The sequence below is a fragment of the Bifidobacterium mongoliense DSM 21395 genome, from assembly GCF_000741285.1.
Lineage (GTDB): Bacteria > Actinomycetota > Actinomycetes > Actinomycetales > Bifidobacteriaceae > Bifidobacterium > Bifidobacterium mongoliense.
The window spans coordinates 150513-168839 of record NZ_JGZE01000010.1 but is presented as its reverse complement, the minus strand read 5'-3'; the positions used below and the strand labels follow the sequence as shown (position 1 = coordinate 168839).

Below are 18327 nucleotides of genomic sequence, written 5' to 3'. Positions count from 1 at the left end.
GTGCGCCGTGGAGCATACAATAGGGGGCGTGACCACCGAGCAGCACGAAACCATGGCGCAGAAGCGGGCGCGCTTCGAGCGGCTCGCCATGCCCGCCGTCAATGTGCTCTACCGTCAGGCGATGCGACTGACCAACAATCCCGAGGATGCCCAGGATCTCGTCCAGGACACCTACGAACGCGGCTTCAAAGCGTTCGACCGCTTTCAGGAGGGCAGCAATTTCGATGCCTGGATGAGCACCATCGAACGCAACGCCTACTTCAATCAGTACGCCAAGGCCAAACGTCGGCCGCGCCGCGCGAACGACGCCAGCGGGGAGTACAACGACTGGGATATCTACGACGCCTCCGAACACTCATCCGATGGCCTGCAGTCCGCGGAACAGGAGTACTTCGACGCGTTCGCGCCCGACGAGATCATGAAGGCGCTCGCCAAACTCAGCCCGGAACGGCGTCAGGTGTTCATCGACGCGGCGATCGACGGCAAGTCCTACCAGGAGGTGGCCGACGAGCAGGGCGTCAAGATCGGGACGATCATGAGCCGGCTCAACCGCGCGCGCACCCAGCTCAAGCGTGAATTGGCGCAGTACGCACGAGAGCATGGATATGGTCGCGAGTCCGGTCGAGGCACCGGTGACGCCGTGCGTGGCGCGGGGCGGGACGATGCTCGCTCGGCGAAGGGGCGGCAATCCGGTGTTCGGGCTTCGCGCTCGGTGAACCCCGAACATGCCGACACCGACCATAATGGAAGGCAAACAGGGCAATCCCCGATGGCGCTGCGCACAGGTGCGGCGGCCTCGGGTGCCCCTGCCACAGGAAAGGGACGGATATGAACGGGTCGACGGTTCGTCAGAGCTATATCTCCGTCACGCGTCGCGGAGCGGACGGTGTGGTGCGCACCGAAACCGAAGTGACCACGGTACGTTCCGACGGTGCGCAGTTCCCCGATGATGTGGTGCCTTCCGATGACTCCGTGGTTCGTGACAATGCGGTGGTTGGCGATCATGCTGGTGTTCACGACGGTGCCGTGGTTGATGGCGACGGCGTGGTTCGTGGCGGTGCCGTGGTTGATGGCGACGGCGTGACTGAGGATGTCATGACTGAGGAGGGCGACCTCAGGGAAGACCACTTCGATCCGGCATCCTGTTGTGACCGGCAGGAGCGTGCGATGATTGCATTGCTGCATGATTATCTGCGTCCCGCAATCGCTCCCGAATGCCTGATTCGCAGACTTAACGAGACGCTCGACCGGTGTTGTTGCGACGTCGAGGAACACCGCATCCGCCAGGTTCGGGGGATGTCGGAGTCTTCCGAGCGTTGAATATGCGCGTGTGCGTAACGGCCCTGCATCCTGCATTCCATGGGTAGTGTGTATTCGATGCTACTGCGAACGTCGACATGGTCAACACGTCCACACACGTTGGCACATGTCGGCGCAGGGGCGTTGCGGTGGACTGGAACGAATTGCGCACCGATGCCCCGAATCCAAACTCACTGATCGCCAAGGGGCAAGGATAAGCACAACCTGCCCGTATCCCGGTGCTTGGCGGACAGAAGTCGACGATTGAATGACACGGGTGGCCGATTCGGCGACGCAAGTCGACGATTGGTCGGGCAAAATCGACGATTCACGAACGCAAGTCGATGATTGGTTGACAAGGAACGTCGATTCACGGACGCAAGTCGACGGTTGGCCGCCGAGGGTCGTCGATTCACTGACAAGGAACGTCGATTCACCGACACAAGTCGACGATTCGCGTAGACAAGTCGGGTGATACGAAAATCGAGGGGCCATATTCCGCGGTTGATTTTCGCTATCACCCGACTTGTCTTACGGCAATGGGATGTAACGTTCCATTCTCCGACCACATCGACCGGGAAGCAGTCTGAATCCCCATATGCCACATAATTCCTGGCTCGTACTCCACGAATGACGCCAGAGCCACTACTCGCACTTCGACATGCCGGTCAGTGGAACGGCCAAGATAGGATACGCGGCCACACTTCAAACCATGAAGCCGATGCAGCGGGGTGCAGCAGGAATGGAGCGCAATGGAACGAGGATGCGGTGAGAGCGGACCGAGGGTGCAACATGGATGCAACGCGGATGCAACATGGGTACAGCGAGAATGGAACTCGAATATACGACGAACCCCCTTCGGACATCATCATGCCGTGACATGACGGGTCGAAGGGGGTTCGTGGTTCAGTACGGATAATCATCCGAGACTGAAGCAAGAATCAGGCATTGGGCCTTTTGCCGTGATTGGCGGCCTTCTTGCGGCGATCTTTGCGCTTGCGTCCGCGCATACCCATGATGGACTCCTTTTGATCAACAGTTAATGGCATAGGGGATTATCGCACACCGCCGCGACCTTGGTCGATCGGACCGTACGTCGCTGCCAGGCGTAGATGGGTGTCCGTGGTGGCTCCCGGCTCCAGCGCTATGAGGTCCCTGCCGGTGTTGAAGGCGTTGGCATAGGCGGTCTGCGGCTCGATGGCGACTCCTGAGGGATGGGCCGTCTCGGGGAATCCCGTGCCGGTGCACATCTGGAACGAGGTGATGCTCCGATCTCCCGTGACGGTGATGAGCATCCCGTCGGGTCTGCTGAACACCGCGGTCGTGAAGCCGTCGGCATCGTGATGCACATCGGTCCAGGCGTCGTCGAAAGGCTGGTTGGTGAGTGCGGTGGGTGTTCTCAGGTCGTATTTCGTGCCGTCCACGGGCTCGGTGCCGGTGGGGATGAGGTTGTCGTCGACCGTGACGTGAGTGTCGGCGGGAATCGACGCCGTGCACTGCGCGTTCTGTCCGTCGATCGCATCGCCGTATCCGTCGAATCCGTTGGCCAGCCATGGGTGGATGGCCATGGCCCACGGCGCGGCCTCGTCGCCGTGGTTCGTGGCGCTCACGCTCCAATGCAGGCCGTCCCCGGCAAGTCGGCAGGTCGAGGTGACGACCACGTCGAAGGGATAGCCGACCATGTCGGGCACCCGCCAGGAGAGCTCGACCAGATCCTCCTCCAGACGGACCAGGGTCCAATACGCCCGGTATCCGTACCCGTGGATGGCGGTGTTGCGGTCATGTTCGTCGATCGGCAGCTGATAGCTCTTCCCCCGGAAGACGTAGGTGCCGGCTTCGATGCGGTTGGGGAAGGGGATGAGCAGCTGGCCGTTGCAGCAGGGCACCACGTCATTGGGGCCCATGGGACGATGACGTCCGCGCTTCGATAGGTCAAGGAACGCAGCGTGGCACCCAGTTCCGTGATTACCGCGCGGTAATCACCGTGGGTGATGGTGAACTGCTGTCCCGAACGTGGGGGCAGGATTGTAATCGGTGAGGTGGTGGTCGGACGTTTCATATCTTCACTTCCATGTGCGATATTGGGTGGTATCGACCATCACTGTACCTCAGCCGCGGCTGTTGCGCGGGCGAGGTGTCACCAGGTGCTCAAAGGCGCGGTGACGGCGTCGAGTACGGCGATGAGGTCTTGCGGCTTGAGGGAAACGTCGAAACCGCGTTTGCCCCCCGAGACCACGATGCGGTCGGCGTCTAGGGCTCCGGCATCCAGCACGATGCGGTGGCGGGTGCGCTGGCCGAAGGGGGAGATGCCGCCGAGCACGTATCCGCTTTCGCGTTGTGCGGTGGCCGGATCGGCCATCACCGCCTTCTTCGCCCCGACACTGGCCGCGAGGGCTTTGAGGTCGAGGTGGCCGTCGACCGGCACGACGGCGATGACGCGTTCATGGCCGAGGTCGGCCATGAGCGTCTTGTAGACGTGTTTGGGGTCGATGCCGAGTCGTGCCGCGGCCTCGATGCCGTAGCCCTGATCCATGTGATCCGGGTCATGCTCGTATTCCAGGACCTGGAAGTCGATGCCCGCTGCGGTCAGCTGCGAGGTCGCCGGAGTGGATGCCGTTTTCGGTTCGTGATGCTTGCGTTTGCTCATGCCTCGGTTGTACACCATATGACGGAACGGGCCCCATGTCGTTGGACATGGGGCCCGTTCGGGTCATGACGCGGCGGGTCCGGAACCTACCGCGTCATATGGCGTCATATGACGCCACTCAGGCGGCAACCTCGGCGAACTTCAGCAGCGTGCGAATCATGTTGCAGGTGAAGCCGTTCTCGTTGTCGTAGAAGGCGACGGTGCGCACCAGGTTGGTGCCGTTCACCGCGTTGACCGCGGTCTGCGTCGGATCGAAGACGCCACCGTGGGTGTCGCCGATGATGTCGGAGGTCACGATGCCCTCGTCGTTGTAGCCGTAGGTGGCGCAGTCGGCGTACTCGTCCTTGAAGACCTTGTTGATCTCGTCGGCGGTGACCGACTTCTTCAGCACGGAGGTCAGCTCGGTGACCGAGCCGTCAGGAACGGCGACGCGCTGCGCGTGGCCCTGAACCTTGCCATCGACCGAAGGCACGACCTTGCCGATCGCCTTGGCGGCGCCGGTGGAGTGCGCGATGGTGTTGATGGCGGCGGCACGGTTGTTGCGGCCCTTGGGGAAGCGCGGTCCGTCGAGGATCATCTGGGTGCCGGTGTAGGCGTGGATGGTCGTCATGAAGGCGGCCTCGATGCCGAAGTGCTCGTCCAGCGTCTTGACCATGGCGGCCAGGGAGTTGGTGGTGCACGAACCGGCGGAGACGATGTTGTCCTCCGGCTTGAGAATGTCGTCGTTCACGCCGGCCACGACGGTCGGGGTGACGTCATCCTTGGCGGGGGCGGAGATGAGGACCTTCTTGACGCCGGCGTTCAGGTGGGCCTGGGACTTCGCGGCGGAGGTGTAGAAGCCGGTGCACTCGAGCACGAACTCGACACCGTCGTTCTTGACCCACGGCAGGTTGCTGGCGTCCTTTTCGGCGTAGACCGTGTAGGCCTTGCCGTCCACAACGATGCCGGTGTCGGTCGACTCGACGTCGTACAGGGATCCGTCGTCATGGCGGAAAACGCCATGGGTGCTGTCGTACTTCAGCAGGTAGGCGAGCATCGACGGGGTCGTCAGATCATTGATGGCCGCGACCTCGATGCCGCTGGCTTCTCCACCGCGCTCCTGAAGCTTGAGAATGCGACGGAAGGCAAGACGCCCGATGCGTCCGAAGCCATTGATACCAATCTTAACTGTCATAGATGTCTCCCTTGGGATTGAGGGCTCGGGCACGCACCTGCGCGCCCCGTCCTTGGTTTACCAACAGCTCTACTCTAATGCGTCACCTGTACTTGACAGGGCGGTGCCCCATGCCTTCGGCTGAAAACCGACCAATATGCCGTGCGCGCTCACAACGAGCGGGCGCTTGACCAGCATGCCATCGCTCGCCAAGAGGGTCAGGGCCTCGTCCTCGCTCATGGAGCCGAGCCGGTCCTTGAGTCCCAGGGCGCGGTAGCGCTGGCCCGAGGTGTTGAACATGCGGCGCAACGGCAACCCGCTGGCATGGAACCAGGAGGTCAGTTCGCGCACGTTCGGCCGGTCGGTCACGATGTCGCGGGAGGTGTAGGACACCCCGTGCTCGTCGAGCCAACGGCGGGCCTTGGCGCAGGTCGAGCAGCGCGAATAGCAGATGAACGTGATGCCGTCCCCGCGGCGCGTCGCCTCGGTCGGTTGTCCCGCCTCGGCAGGCGAGCCGCCCACGCTCGCCGAGGTGGCTCGAGTCCGCCCGGTGGTCGCCTTCGCCGCCGTGTCGTTGGCCGTGGCGGTCTTCGCGCCCGCCATATCCAGCGCTCCCGTCATACGGGTCATGTCGTTCGTCGTTTTCGTCATATCGTTGCCTCGTTTCGTTCCGTGTCGCGTACCTGTGCCCCGTCGTGCCGGCGCGATGGCTCAGGGCGGTGCACCAGCGCATCGGAGACATGCGTGTTCAACGCGCCCGGCGCTCCGCCGTGCGTGCGATACCGCAGCACGCTCACCGGAACGGCACGTGGCGGGAAGGTCACCAGCAGCGTGCCGTCGTGTACGTCGATCGTGGCCGCTTGGTCGTCGACCAGCTCGTTGCTCAGGCCGCGTACGGTGCCGTTGTCCATCGTGGCGTGGTGCAGCGTATAGGCCATGCCCGATTCGTTGACGTCGCGGGAGATGTCCGAATGCGAGAAGACGGAGACCATGCGTGAGCGGCCCGGAGGACACTCGTCCACCGCAGACAGGTGGAGCGCGGCGTCGCAGATGGCGGTGACGACGGCATCATCGCCGTACAGGTAGCAGGAGGCGTCGCAGTGCGCGAGCATCGCGGTCATCTGGATGTTCGCGATGGTGTGGTCGATGCGGCCGCCGAGCGATCCGAAGATGTGGAAATCGCGGGCCCCGCGGGCCCAGCCGGCCTTGACTGCCGCCAGGGCGTCCGAATCGTCCTTCTGCGAGGGCAGGCGTACCATGCGTTCACCGGCGTGCGGGCGGTCGTGGATCGAGTCGAAGTCCCCGATGAGCAGGTCCACGGGCAGCCCCAGGGCGTGGGCGTGGTCGAAACCGCCGTCCGCGGCGATGATCAACGGCCCCGCATCACGGGCATCGTCGTGCGGGTTCACGCCCCCCGATTCGGCCAGGGCGCGCAACGCCGGCCCGGTCGAGGGGTAATACTCTCCGGCCGCCAGAATGAGACATTGCCGCGTGGTGTCGTGCATGCCCCCACTCTAACGCCCGGGATGGGATAGTGTTGCCGTACGCGAACGAGAGGACGAGCATGGCCGGCACACGAATCGTAACCCGCAGGGACCGTCCGATCCTGCGTTCCACGCTGTTCCTGTACGTCACGGAGTTCTTCTCCGGCATGGCGGTCATGGCCGCGGAACTCGGCGCATCGCGGTTGCTGGCGCCGTATTTCTCCAGCTCGCAGATCGTGTGGACCATCATCATCGGCACCATCATGATCGCGTTGGCGCTGGGCAGCATCTGGGGAGGCCGACAGTCCGACCGCAACCCCGACCCCGATCGCATCTACACGCGCATCCTGGCGGCGGCCGTGTGGATCGCCCTGATACCGTTGGTCGGCAAATACGTCATCATCGCCGTGTCGGGGCTGCTCATCGTCACCGTATCAACGAATTTCCTCGTCGTCGCGGCCTTCATCAGCTGCATGATCGTCTTCGTCCCCCCGCTGTTCCTGCTCGGCACGGTCACGCCCGGCCTGGTCAAAAACGCCACGGACTCGCTGGACGACAACGCCACGGTGGTCGGCAGGCTGAGCGCCTGCAACACCATCGGGTCGATACTGGGCACCTTCCTGCCGACATTCGTCACCATCCCCGCCGTCGGCACCTTCGTGACGTTCCTCATCTTCTCCGGCCTGCTGCTCGCCCTCGCGCTCGCCTACTTCATCGCTTCCCGCGCGCGGCCGGTCATGGCCTCGCTGGCGGCCGTCCTGTTCGTCGTCTCGGCCGTGGCCTCCCCGCAGAGCGGATTCGCGTTCTGGGAGAAGGATCTGGCGCACGAGGGGGAGTCGATCTACAACTATCTGCAGGTCAAGCGTCTGTCGGACCGCACCATACTGTCGACGAACGTCCTCTTCGGCGTGCAATCCGTCACGACCGATAATCCCGGTCCCACCGGCATGTACTACGACACGGCGTTGGCGGCGCCGGCGCTGGCCGGGCGAGCCGGTTCGGCGCTCATCCTGGGCATGGGCACCGGCACTTACGCCCGCCAGCTGCGGCGATACCATCCCGACATGCGCATCACCGGAGTGGAGATCGACCAACGCATCACCGATCTGGCGCACCGGTACTTCGACGAGCCTGGCGACATCCCCGTCAGCACCTACGACGGCAGGGCGTGGCTGCACGCGAGTTCCGGGAGATACGACGTGATCATGGTCGACGCGTATCAGGACATCACCATCCCCTTCCAGATGAGCTCCACGGAGTTCTTCGAGCTCGTGCGGCGCCATCTCAATCCGGGCGGCGTGATGGTCGTGAACATGAACATGATCTCCGACGGCAGGGATTCGATCAACGCGGCCCTGACCGACACCATCGCCGTCGTGTTCGGCCACGACGCGATGCTGACGGCCGATGTGCCGGGCACCACGAACCGGGAACTGTTCGCCCGCGTGCCGGCGCTGGGGGAACGCGCCGGCGTGATGTCGTCGGAACGCGCCGCCGCACGGCTGCGCGCAGGCGCCCACGGTTCGGCCCATGCCGAGGAACTCGGGGGCGTATTGGAGGGTGTTGCGTCGAGATTGGTGGCCGTACCGCGACCGCAGACGGGCGCCCGGGTGCTCACCGATGACAGGGCGCCGGTCGAGCTGCTCGGCATGCGTGCCATCGACGAGCTCATCGCGCGGCAGGCCGGCCCGTACCGTGAGATCGTGCGCACCAAGGGACCCCAGGGATTGCTCGATATGCGATGAGGGTCTGCGGTGCGCGCGACCTTGCCCGCTCAACTGCGGGTGTTACGCTGGGTGCTAGCCCACACCCGGGGCGTGGCCCGAGGGGCTTGGTGCGGATACGACACCTGTGTTGCAGGAGTATTGCGCTGATGGGTCGTTTCAGCGATGCAAGATGAAAGAGGAACGCGAGTATGTGCGGAATAGCAGGATTCGTCAACGATGAGCCGATCGACGTCAAATGTCCGGTGCTCAAGCGCATGACCGATATCATCGCCCACCGCGGCCCCGATTCCGAGGGGCATCACGTCGATGAGCACGCGGCGTTGGGATTCCGGCGCCTGAGCATCATCGACCTTCGCGGCGGAGACCAGCCCATCCACAACGAAGACCACACCATGGCCATCACGTTCAACGGCGAGATCTACAACTACCAGCCGTTGCGCGAGCAGCTCATCGCCCTCGGCCATGAGTTCACCACGAAGTGCGACACCGAGGTGATCCTGCACGGCTACGAGCAGTGGGGCGCCGGCGTGCTCAATCGTCTGCGCGGCATGTTCGCCTTCGTCATCTGGAACAGCGCCACCAACGAGCTGTTCGGGGCCCGCGATCACTTCGGCATCAAGCCGTTCTACTACGCCACGATGAATGGCACCTTCATGTACGCCTCCGAGATCAAGAGCCTGCTGCAGCACCCCGATTTCGTCAAGGAACTCAATACCAGCGCGCTCAAACCGTATATGACCTTCCAGTACCCGGCGCTTGACGAGACCTTCTTCAAGGGCGTCTTCAAGCTCAAGGAGGGGCACTACTTCACCTACCGCAACGGCACGATGGACATCCACGAATACTGGGATCCGGCCTTCGGCGAAACCCGGCAGAACCTCGACGACCTCGTCGATTCGATCGACGACACGGTCAAGGATTCCGTGGCGCATCACCAGATCGCCGATGTCGAGGTCGGTTCCTTCCTCTCCAGCGGCGTGGACTCCAGCTACGTCGCGGCCGTCGCCCGGCCCGAGCACACGTACTCGGTCGGATTCGGCAAGGGCACCTACAACGAGTCCAAGCAGGCGAAGGAACTGGCCGACCTCATCGGATTGAACAACACCTCGGAGGAGCTCGGCGAGCAGGAGTCGTTCTCCTACTTCCCGCAGATCCAGTGGTACCTCGATGAACCCGACTCCAACCCCTCCTGCGTGCCGCTGTTCTTCCTTTCCAAGCTGGCCTCCCAGGACCTGCGCGTCGTGCTGAGCGGCGAAGGGGCCGACGAGCTGTTCGCCGGGTACATCGACTACGGGGTGCACACGCGATCGAAGACCATCAAGGTCGTCACCCGCATGCTCACCCATCTGCCCGCCGGCATGCGTCATGCCATCGCCCGCTGGTGCAAGGGCAAGACCTTCCACGGCGCGTGGCATCTCTACGCGAATCTCGCGCCGGCCGAGGAGAGCTTCATCGGCCAGGCCAAGGTCTTCGACGAGCGGGAGTCCGAAGCGTTGCTCACCCCCGAGTTCCGCAATGCGCCCAGTGTGCACGACATCGTGTCCAAGACCTATGACCGGATCGAAGGCAAGGGGTTGTCTGAGATCAAAAAGAAGCAGTACCTCGACCTGCATCAGTGGATGCCCGGCGATATCCTGCTCAAGGCCGACAAACTGACGATGGCCCACTCGCTCGAGCTGCGCGTCCCGCTGCTCGACACCAAGCTCATGGCGGTCGCCGAGAAGGTGCCCACCAAGTACCTCATCAACGACGAGAACACGAAGTACGCCTTCCGCCAGGCCGCCGCGCGGCACCTGCCCAAGGAGTGGTACGACCGCGAGAAGCTGGGTTTCCCGGTGCCGATCAAGAAGTGGCTGCGCGAGGAGCAGTACTGCAAGCAGGTGCGTTCCATGTTCGAACGGGACTTCGTGCCGCGATTCTTCGACCAGCAGGCGCTGCTGCGCATGCTCGACGACAACTACGCGGGCAAGACCAACGACCGGCGCAAGATCTGGACGATCTACACCTTCCTGGTGTGGTATGACATCTACTTCATCCACGACGGGTCCAAGCCCGAGCCGCTCGATATGAGCGCCGCCGCCTGAGCCCGAGACGGTTCCGTGTGCCGGTCCGGCCGACACGCCCCGGCCGGCACGTCCTGGTCGGACGGATGCCGCGTCGGCCCGTCGCCGTGCTCCGTGTCGGCGGATTTGGTCGCGGGGTGTGCTACACTGGGCGACTGGCTTGAGAAATCAAGAAAGCGGGAGACCCACCTGGGAGCTTGTCATAGCTTCGGGTTCACGGCAACACCCTGCCACATGGCTTATGCCGGTGGTGCGGGATGTGCGTCGATGCGACGCGCATGGCCATGCATGATGCCTTCGGCATCGGGCCGGTTGTTTGGTGAATCTCATATGACGCCCCGGATGACTTCCATGGAAGAGACATAGGGATTGGAGTCATTATCAGCGACGAACCACGCATTAACGACGAGATACGCGTCCCCCAGGTCCGTTTGATCGGGCCGAACAGCGAACAGGTCGGGGTGATTGCCACCTCTGTCGCGTTGAATCTGGCGAAGGAAGCGAATCTCGATCTGGTCGAGGTGGCGCGCAACGCGAAGCCTCCCGTCGCCAAGCTCATCGACTACGGCAAGTTCAAGTACACCGAAAAGATCAAGGCCCGCGAGGCCCGACGCAACCAGAGCACGGCCGAGATCAAGGAGATTCGTTTCCGCCTCAAGATCGACGAGCATGACTTCGAGGTCAAGAAGGGCCACGTCACGCGGTTCCTCAACGGCGGCGACAAGGTCAAGGTCACCATCATGCTGCGCGGCCGCGAGCAGTCACGTCCCATCGGTGGCGTTGAGCTGCTGCAGCGGTTGGCCAACGAGGTCGCCGAGATCGGCACCGTCGAGTTCTACCCGAAGCAGGAGGGGCGCAACATCATCATGACGCTTGCCCCCAAGGGTAAGAAGGTGCACACCCAGTCCGAGCAGCGCCGTCGTGGCGCCGAGTCGAGGGCGGGACGCCAGGCGCGTCAGGCCGCTCGTCTTGCGGCGAAGGCGGAGACTTCGGACAACGGGGCTGAGCCGTCGGGCGCCGACAAGAGCCGGCCGGCCAAGACCCAGGCCACCAAGGCCGAGTCCAAGGCCCCGCACCCGCAGACGGCCCACGGCCGAGTCGAGGGCAGGTCCCACCAGGCTTCGAAGGACCGGGCCTCACACTGATGTCCGCCCCAATGGGCATCGCAACACACTTCAGACCGGACGGTACGAGCCGGCTGAACATCGAGTCGCCGGGCGTAGGCCCACGACCCAATAACAAGGAGGGCAGCAATGCCGAAGATGAAAACCAACTCCGCGGCTTCCAAGCGAGTCCGCGTCACCGGCTCGGGCAAGGTCATGCAGGCGGGCAGCGCCATGCGCCACAACCTCGAACACAAGTCCGCTCGCAAGCGTCGTGCGCTCAAGGCCGACCAGGTCCTCGCCCCGGCGCAGAGCAAGAACATGAAGAGGCTGCTCGGTCTGTGACCCGAGCCCGAATCCCAACCGTTATTTAGAAAGAAGATACTCATATGGCACGTATCAAGCGCGCAGTCAACGCTCACAAGAAGCGTCGCGTCGTTCTCGAGCGGGCGTCCGGTTACCGTGGCCAGCGCTCCCGTCTCTACCGCAAGGCCAAGGAGCAGCTGTTGCACTCCTTCACCTACAACTTCCGCGACCGCAAGGCGCGTAAGGGTGATTTCCGCAAGCTGTGGATCCAGCGCATCAACGCGGCCGTGCGTGCCGAAGGCATCACCTACAACCGGTTCATCCAGGGACTGCACCTGGCCGACATCGAACTTGACCGCCGCGCGCTGGCCGATCTCGCCGTCTCCGACCCCGAGGCCTTCAAGGCCATCGTCGAGCAGGCCAAGGCCGCGCTTCCCGATGACGTCAACGCACCGGTCGCCGCCTGAGTCGATCACCTCGTCGGGCATCCCTGATGCCGATGAGTGGTGATGGTAGTACGAAGGGCCCCATGCATCGCATGGGGCCCTTCGTCGGTTATGCGCCCGTATGGAAGCCCGTTGCATCCCTAAGTGCCCGGTGGCGCTAGAGTGTATGGCTATGGCGCACGATGACATGGAGGAACTGCTGGAGCGGTTCGTGGCCCACATCGATGTGGAACGCGGCCTCGCGAGAGCCACGGTGGAGGCCTACCGTGCCGATCTGCGGCGATACCTCGCCTGGTTGCGAGCGCACGGCATTGATGACCTCGCCCGGGTCGGCACCGGGGACGTCGAGGGCTACGTCGTATCCCTGGCCGAAGCGGGCGAGGGGGCCCGAAGCCGTTCGAGGCGTCTGGCCAGCCTGCACGAATTCCATCGTTTCGCCGTCGACCGCCATGCCGTCGACGCGGACGTCTCGGCTGCGGTCAAGGCCCCGAAAGCCGCGGGGTCGCTGCCCGAGGTGTTGACCATCGACGAGGTGCGCCGACTGCTCGAAGCGGCCGGTGGTCCGGGCAAGGATCCCGCCGCGTTGCGGGACCGGGCGCTGCTCGAGATGATGTACGCCACGGGCGCGCGGGTCTCCGAGGCGGTCGGCGCGAACCTCGACGATCTCGACGCGCAGGAACGCGTGGTCAGACTGACCGGCAAGGGTTCGAAGCAGCGACTTGTGCCGATCGGGACCTACGCCCTCCGGGCGCTCGATCGGTACCTCTCCGAGGGGCGGCCGGCCTTGCAGCGGCGCCGGAGGAACGGTCCGGAGGAATTGCGGGCGATCTTCCTCAATCTGCGCGGACGCCGGCTGTCGCGGCAGAGCGTCTGGGCCATCATCAGGGATGCGGGGGAGCGTGCCCATATCGACAAACCGCTGCATCCGCATATCCTGCGTCACTCCTTCGCCACCCATCTCATCCAGGGAGGCGCCGACGTGCGCACCGTGCAGGAACTGCTCGGGCATGCCTCGGTGACCACGACGCAGATCTACACGCATGTCAGCCCCGAGCATCTCATCGAGACTTACCTGCTGTCGCACCCGCGGGCGCGGTGAGGTGAACACACCCCTTGATATGGTGGGGGCCATGCCTACTGATTTGCTTGGACGAGATTATGAGACGTTCCCCGCACCCGAACCGTTGCGTCAGCACGGTCCCGCCAGAATCATCGCCATGTGCAATCAGAAGGGGGGCGTGGGCAAGACCACCAGCTCCATCAACATCGCCGGGGCGCTGAGCCAGTACGGCCGTCGCGTCCTCATCGTCGATTTCGACCCGCAGGGCGCCGCCACCGTCGGTCTGGGCGTCAACGCCAACACCGTGGAGAACACCGTCTACACCGCGCTGTTCGATCCCTCCGTCGATGTGCACGACATCGTGCAGCACACCCAGTTCGAGAACCTCGACATCATGCCGGCGAACATCGACCTGTCTGCCGCCGAGGTCCAGCTGGTCACGGAGGTCGGGCGCGAACAGATTCTCGCGAGCGTCCTGCGCCAAGTGCGCGACGAATACGATGCGATCATCATCGATTGCCAGCCGTCGCTCGGTCTGCTCACCGTCAACGCGCTGACCGCCGCCGACGGCGTGATCATCCCCGTGGCGGCCGAGTTCTTCGCGTTGCGTGGCGTGGCGCTGCTCATGCAGTCGATCGACAAAGTGCGTTCGCGCATCAATCCGAACCTTGAGGTGTACGGCGTCCTCGTGACCATGTACACGCGCACCCTGCACTCGGAGGAAGTGCTGCAGCGCATCTACGAGGCGTTCCACGACAAGGTGCTGCACGCCATCATCTCGCGCTCCATCAAGCTGCCCGACGCCAATGTCGCCGCCGAACCCATCACCATGTACGCGCCGACGCACAAGACGGCGAAGGAGTACCGAGAGGTCAGCCGTGAGCTCATCGCGCGCGGCGTCGTCGCCTGACCGATATGGCCTTCGAGCGGTTTGAGGCCGACCGGCCGTACGCGCCATCCCCGACACCCGAAGGGTTTTCGGTCGATCTCGCCGTATTCTCCGGTCCGTTCGACGCGTTGCTGTCCATGATCGCGGAGCGACGAGTGGATCTGACCGAGGTGGCGTTGTCGCAGGTCACGGATGAGTTCCTCTCCTACGTGCGCGGCTTGGATCTGGGCGGCGAGCGGAACATGGACGCGGCCAGCGCGTTCCTCGATGTCGCCGCCGTGCTGGTGGAGGCCAAAAGCGCCGCACTGCTGCCGGGCGATGAACACGGGGAACGCGATGAACGCAGCATGGAGGCGCTGCGGGAACGCGATCTGCTCTTTGCCAGGCTGGTGCAGTACCGGGCGTTCAAACAGGCGGCGATGGCGTTTCGTGAGCGGGACGATGCCCGGGCGGGCGTGTTCGCCCATCCCGGTGGCGTCGATGATTCCTATGCCGCCATGGCACCGCAATTGGTCTGGACGATGAGCCCCGAGGGTTTGGCGGCCCTGGCGGCGGCGGTGCTGGCCAACGCCCCGGTGGATCGGGTCGCCGTAAGCCAGCTGCATGTCCCTCCCGTCGACTTCCATGCACAGGCCCGCATCGTCGTGGGGCGGCTGCGGCGGTTGGGGCCGGGGGAGTCGACGACGTTCGCCGACCTGACCGGCGACGCCAGGGAGAACGTGGAGGTCGCGGCGCGGTTCCTCGCCGTGCTCGTGTTGTTCAAGCAGGGGTCCATCCAATTCAAGCAGCGGGCCCCGTTCGAAGTGCTCCACCTGCGCTGGATCGCGGGGGTCGGGGAACCGGAGGATATCGGTGAGGAGGAGTTCCTATGAGTGCCGATGATACGGATACCGAGCCTGCCGGGTCGCGTGGTCCGATCGAGGGTGATGGTCGCGTGGGTGTCGGGAGTGTGGATGTCGAGGCGCTGCCGGGCGGATTGCCCGCCTGTCTCGAGGCGTTGCTCATGGCCGCCGATCAGCCCCAGCATACGGAGGGTATCGCGCAGGCGCTGGGCTTGGAGGTGGGAGCGGTGCGTCGTGCCCTCGTCGATGTGCAACGCGAGTATGACGGTGAGCCCTCCGACGAGAATGGCCGTGATGGCGGCCGGCCCGGCCGGCCCCGGGGTTTCTCGTTGCGCCATGGCGCGCGCGGATGGCAACTGGTCACCCGCGCGGTGTACGAACCGGTGGTCGCCGCCTTCGTCACGGCAGGTCAAACCGCACGGCTGTCGCAGGCAGCCTTCGAGGCGCTCGCGATCATCGCGTACCGCCAACCGGTGACCCGTGCCCAGATCGCCGGCATACGCGGCGTCAACTCCGATGGGGTGGTCAGATCGCTTCTGGTGCGCGGGCTCGTCCGAGCCGATGGGGTGGATCCGGAGACGCGTGCCGAGCGGCTGTCCACCACCGACCTGTTTCTCGACCATATGGGCATCGAATCGCTCGATGACCTGCCGTCCCTTGCCCCGTTCATGCCCGCGGCCGACACCGCCATCAAGGATGCCTTGCAGGCGGGCGACTGAACGTGGCTCTCTGCGATCACGCAGACCCGCCGCGACGGTCCGGGATGGTTGTCCCGATGCGCTGACAGACTTATAGTCATCATGACCATAAGTCATGATGCGTGGAATGCGCCTTCGGGTATCGCACGTTTGCGGCACCCGGGCGGTCACGCCGGCATATGGCTGCGACGGGGTGAACGATGGGCGAGGGCAATGTAAGCGAACGACGGCAGGGGCCTCCGGACGTGGGGGTTTCGGTCGTGATCCTCGCCATGAGCCGCACGGCGGGCGCCCGCGCTGCCGACGGCGAACCGTCCGGGACGTCGCAACGATCCCCGACGGCATCGCGCGGCGGTCGACAGGAGTTGTGGCTGCCGCTGGTCCGACGCGTCCGGGAGCCGTTTCTCGGTCGTTGGGCGCTGCCGGGCGGGCCCCTGCGCGCGAACCGCTCGTTGGAGCAGTCCGCGTATGAGGCCCTGGCCTCGGCCACCGCACTGCGCCCCCGTTATCTCGAACAACTGCACACGTTCGGCGATCCGGGGCGTTCGGCGGGTGGCCCGCCCATGGTCTCCATCGTGTACTGGGCCCTGGTCGACCCGTGGGAGGGTGCAGCGCTGTACGAGGACGACCAGGTCGCGTGGTTTCCCGAACACCGATTGCCCGCGATGGCCTTCGACCATCGGAGCATCATCGACGCCGCCCTGTGCAGGCTGAGGTCGAGCATCGACTATCCGGTCGTGGTCACCCGTCTCGTGAGCTCCGAATTCACCTTGGCGCAACTGCACGGCGTGTACGAGGCGGTGTCGGATCAGGACATCGATCTGGCGAACTTCCGCCGTCGGATGCTCGCTTCGGGCCAGCTTGAAGACACCGGCCGCACATGCCGATCAGGCCGTCGCCGGCCCGCGGCCATATATCGGTACGCGCCGACGCCGGCAACGGGCGCGGACGGCGCCGAAGGCCCCCAAGGCGTGACGCGTCCGGCGCAGTTCGCGGCGTTGCGCGACGGGGCGTACCCGTCGCGGTCATCGGGCGTTCCCGGCCATGACGACCCGATGATCCCACTCCTGCCGGGTTCCGCAGCAGCCTCGGTGCGGCTGCTGCGATCCATCGCATATCCCTCGAATCGTAAGGACCGCTCATGACCCGTATCAACACCGCCGCGAATCCTGCGGGGCGCACCCCCGGCATGGGGGCTGAGCCGCCGACGCGCAACCAGCGCCTGGACCGCCTGCCGTTCAATCGAGCCCACCGCAAGCTGCTGTCCGCCTGCGGCATCGGCTGGGCCTTCGACGCGATGGATGTGGGGCTGGTGTCCTTCGTCGTCGCCGCCGTGGCCGCCGATCCTCATTTCGCGCTCGACGACGCCCAGCGCTCCTGGGTGCTCTCCATCGGCTTCCTGGGCATGGCCGTCGGCGCCATGCTGGGTGGTGTGCTGGCCGATCGGTTCGGTCGCACGACGGTCTTCACCGCCACGTTGGTGGTGTTCGGTCTGGCCAGTGGCGCGATGGCGCTGTCCTGGAGCCTGGCGATGCTGTTGGCGGCCCGTTTCGTCATCGGATTGGGGTTGGGGGCGGAACTGCCGGTCGCGTCGACGCTGGTGAGTGAATTCGCGCCGGCCACGCATCGCGGTCGCATGACGGTGATGCTCGAGGCCTTCTGGGCCGTGGGGTGGACGCTCGCCGCCGCCATCGGATACTTCGTGATTCCCTCGACGGGGGATTGGGGATGGCGCTGGGCGTTGCTGATCGGAGCCCTGCCTTTGGCATATGCGATCGTCGCCCGCCTGCACATCCCCGAATCGGTGCGTTTTCTGGAATCCCGCGGGCGTGACGAGGAAGCGGAACGGTCGGTGCGTCATTTCGAACGCGCGTCGGGCGTGGAAGCGCCGGTGGCCTCGCCGTACCGGCATGTGGCGGTCCGCCCGCGGACCCGAGTCCGGGCGCTCTTTTCCGCCCGGTATCGACGTCGGACCGTGGTCATATGGCTCACCTGGTTCTTCGTCAACTTCTCCTACTACGGCGCGTTCACGTGGATGCCCTCCTTGCTTGCGCACCAATTCGGATCCCTGACGCGTTCCTTCGGCTACACCCTGCTCATCTCGCTGGCGCAGCTGCCCGGCTACGCACTCGCGGCCTGGTTGGTGGAGGTCTGGGGGCGACGGTGGACGCTATGCATCTTCCTTGCCGCGTCCGCGGGCATGGCCATGCTGTTCGCCGGCTCCGGTTCGCCCGCATCGGTCATCGTCTTCGGCATGCTGCTCTCCTTGGCGAACATGGGCGCATGGGGTGTGCTGTACGCCGTGACGCCCGAGATCTATCCCACCGGCATGCGGGCCACCGCATCGGGCTCGGCCGCCGCGGTCGGCAGACTGGCGGCCATCGCGGCCCCGTTGCTCGTGCCGTCGTTCCTTGCGGCATCGGACGGTGACAAATCCGTGGCTTTCCTCGTCTTCGCCGCGGCCTTCGTGGTGGCCTGCGTCGCCTCCCTGCTGCTGCCCGAACGCGCCGGAAGGTCGTTGGAGGACTGAGATCGGATCGCGTATCCCTGTCCCGACGGGTCGGTACCCTTGTGAAGGTTTATGGGTATGTGCGTATTCGGGCCGACCTG

Annotated in this window: 17 protein-coding genes and 2 pseudogenes; 13 read left to right on the top strand and 6 right to left on the bottom strand. The window is 64.6% G+C overall.

Annotated elements, in window-relative coordinates; genetic code table 11:
- The first annotated feature begins 52 nt into the window (after nt 1-52).
- Together BMON_RS04670 and BMON_RS09920 are read left to right on the top strand one after the other, a co-directional pair.
- Nucleotides 53-832 (top strand): sigma-70 family RNA polymerase sigma factor, encoded by a 780-nt coding sequence (locus BMON_RS04670; protein ID WP_237745337.1) that lies wholly within the window; start codon nt 53-55, stop codon nt 830-832.
- Nucleotides 829-1320 carry a hypothetical protein gene (locus BMON_RS09920; protein ID WP_152595693.1) on the top strand — a complete coding sequence of 164 codons (492 nt, stop codon included), beginning with the start codon at nt 829-831 and terminating at the stop codon, nt 1318-1320. The genes BMON_RS04670 and BMON_RS09920 overlap by 4 nt, the downstream gene beginning before the upstream one ends.
- A gap of 920 nt (nt 1321-2240) precedes the next feature.
- Here the strand turns inward: BMON_RS09920 and BMON_RS10660 are convergent.
- The 6 genes and pseudogenes from BMON_RS10660 to BMON_RS04640 all read right to left on the bottom strand — a co-directional run bounded on the left by BMON_RS10660 (nt 2241) and on the right by BMON_RS04640 (nt 6604).
- Entirely contained in the window at nt 2241-2315 is a 75-nt protein-coding gene (locus BMON_RS10660; RefSeq protein WP_003817083.1) for a 50S ribosomal protein bL37, read from the bottom strand.
- A gap of 39 nt (nt 2316-2354) precedes the next feature.
- Nucleotides 2355-3358: pseudogene (locus BMON_RS04660) on the bottom strand (aldose 1-epimerase family protein).
- A gap of 78 nt (nt 3359-3436) precedes the next feature.
- Nucleotides 3437-3946, bottom strand: coding sequence for a Cys-tRNA(Pro) deacylase (gene ybaK, locus BMON_RS04655; RefSeq protein ID WP_033511386.1), 510 nt, complete (start codon nt 3944-3946; stop codon nt 3437-3439).
- A gap of 118 nt (nt 3947-4064) precedes the next feature.
- Entirely contained in the window at nt 4065-5120 is a 1056-nt protein-coding gene (gap, locus tag BMON_RS04650) for a type I glyceraldehyde-3-phosphate dehydrogenase (protein ID WP_033511197.1), read from the bottom strand.
- 69 nt (nt 5121-5189) lie between these two features.
- The gene (locus tag BMON_RS04645; protein ID WP_237745330.1) at nt 5190-5750 is read right to left on the bottom strand and encodes an arsenate reductase family protein; all 561 of its coding nucleotides are present in this window, start codon (nt 5748-5750) and stop codon (nt 5190-5192) included.
- Nucleotides 5747-6604 carry a thiamine diphosphokinase gene (locus tag BMON_RS04640; RefSeq protein ID WP_051917889.1) on the bottom strand — a complete coding sequence of 286 codons (858 nt, stop codon included), beginning with the start codon at nt 6602-6604 and terminating at the stop codon, nt 5747-5749. The genes BMON_RS04645 and BMON_RS04640 overlap by 4 nt, the downstream gene beginning before the upstream one ends.
- 59 nt (nt 6605-6663) lie before the next feature.
- Here BMON_RS04640 and BMON_RS04635 point away from each other — a divergent pair, with 59 nt between their 5' ends.
- From BMON_RS04635 to BMON_RS04585, 11 genes and pseudogenes are all read left to right on the top strand, one after another.
- Nucleotides 6664-8328 (top strand): spermidine synthase, encoded by a 1665-nt coding sequence (locus BMON_RS04635; protein ID WP_033511195.1) that lies wholly within the window; start codon nt 6664-6666, stop codon nt 8326-8328.
- Nucleotides 8329-8498: 170 nt separating this feature from the next.
- The gene (gene asnB / locus BMON_RS04630) at nt 8499-10394 is read left to right on the top strand and encodes an asparagine synthase (glutamine-hydrolyzing) (protein WP_033511194.1); all 1896 of its coding nucleotides are present in this window, start codon (nt 8499-8501) and stop codon (nt 10392-10394) included.
- 341 nt (nt 10395-10735) lie between these two features.
- Nucleotides 10736-11518 carry a translation initiation factor IF-3 gene (gene infC, locus BMON_RS04625; RefSeq protein WP_237745336.1) on the top strand — a complete coding sequence of 261 codons (783 nt, stop codon included), beginning with the start codon at nt 10736-10738 and terminating at the stop codon, nt 11516-11518.
- 108 nt (nt 11519-11626) lie between these two features.
- A complete protein-coding gene (rpmI, locus tag BMON_RS04620; protein WP_033511192.1) occupies nt 11627-11821 on the top strand; it encodes a 50S ribosomal protein L35 in 195 nt (64 codons plus the stop codon).
- 44 nt (nt 11822-11865) lie between these two features.
- A complete protein-coding gene (rplT, locus tag BMON_RS04615; protein WP_033511190.1) occupies nt 11866-12249 on the top strand; it encodes a 50S ribosomal protein L20 in 384 nt (127 codons plus the stop codon).
- A 151-nt stretch (nt 12250-12400) separates the two neighbouring features.
- Complete coding sequence (gene xerD / locus BMON_RS04610) at nt 12401-13327, top strand: site-specific tyrosine recombinase XerD (RefSeq protein ID WP_033511188.1); 927 nt, start codon at nt 12401-12403, stop codon at nt 13325-13327.
- Between the two features lie 31 nt (nt 13328-13358).
- The gene (locus tag BMON_RS04605) at nt 13359-14198 is read left to right on the top strand and encodes a ParA family protein (protein ID WP_033511186.1); all 840 of its coding nucleotides are present in this window, start codon (nt 13359-13361) and stop codon (nt 14196-14198) included.
- Nucleotides 14199-14203: 5 nt separating this feature from the next.
- Nucleotides 14204-15049, top strand: coding sequence for a segregation and condensation protein A (locus BMON_RS04600; RefSeq protein ID WP_033511184.1), 846 nt, complete (start codon nt 14204-14206; stop codon nt 15047-15049).
- Nucleotides 15046-15738, top strand: a complete 693-nt coding sequence (scpB, locus tag BMON_RS04595; RefSeq protein WP_081882887.1) for an SMC-Scp complex subunit ScpB — start codon at nt 15046-15048, stop codon at nt 15736-15738. The genes BMON_RS04600 and scpB overlap by 4 nt, the downstream gene beginning before the upstream one ends.
- Nucleotides 15739-15917: 179 nt before the next feature.
- A pseudogene (locus BMON_RS04590) lies at nt 15918-16640 on the top strand (NUDIX hydrolase); the annotation flags it as partial.
- 266 nt (nt 16641-16906) lie between these two features.
- Nucleotides 16907-18247, top strand: coding sequence for an MFS transporter (locus BMON_RS04585; protein WP_033511377.1), 1341 nt, complete (start codon nt 16907-16909; stop codon nt 18245-18247).
- Nucleotides 18248-18327: the final 80 nt, after the last annotated feature.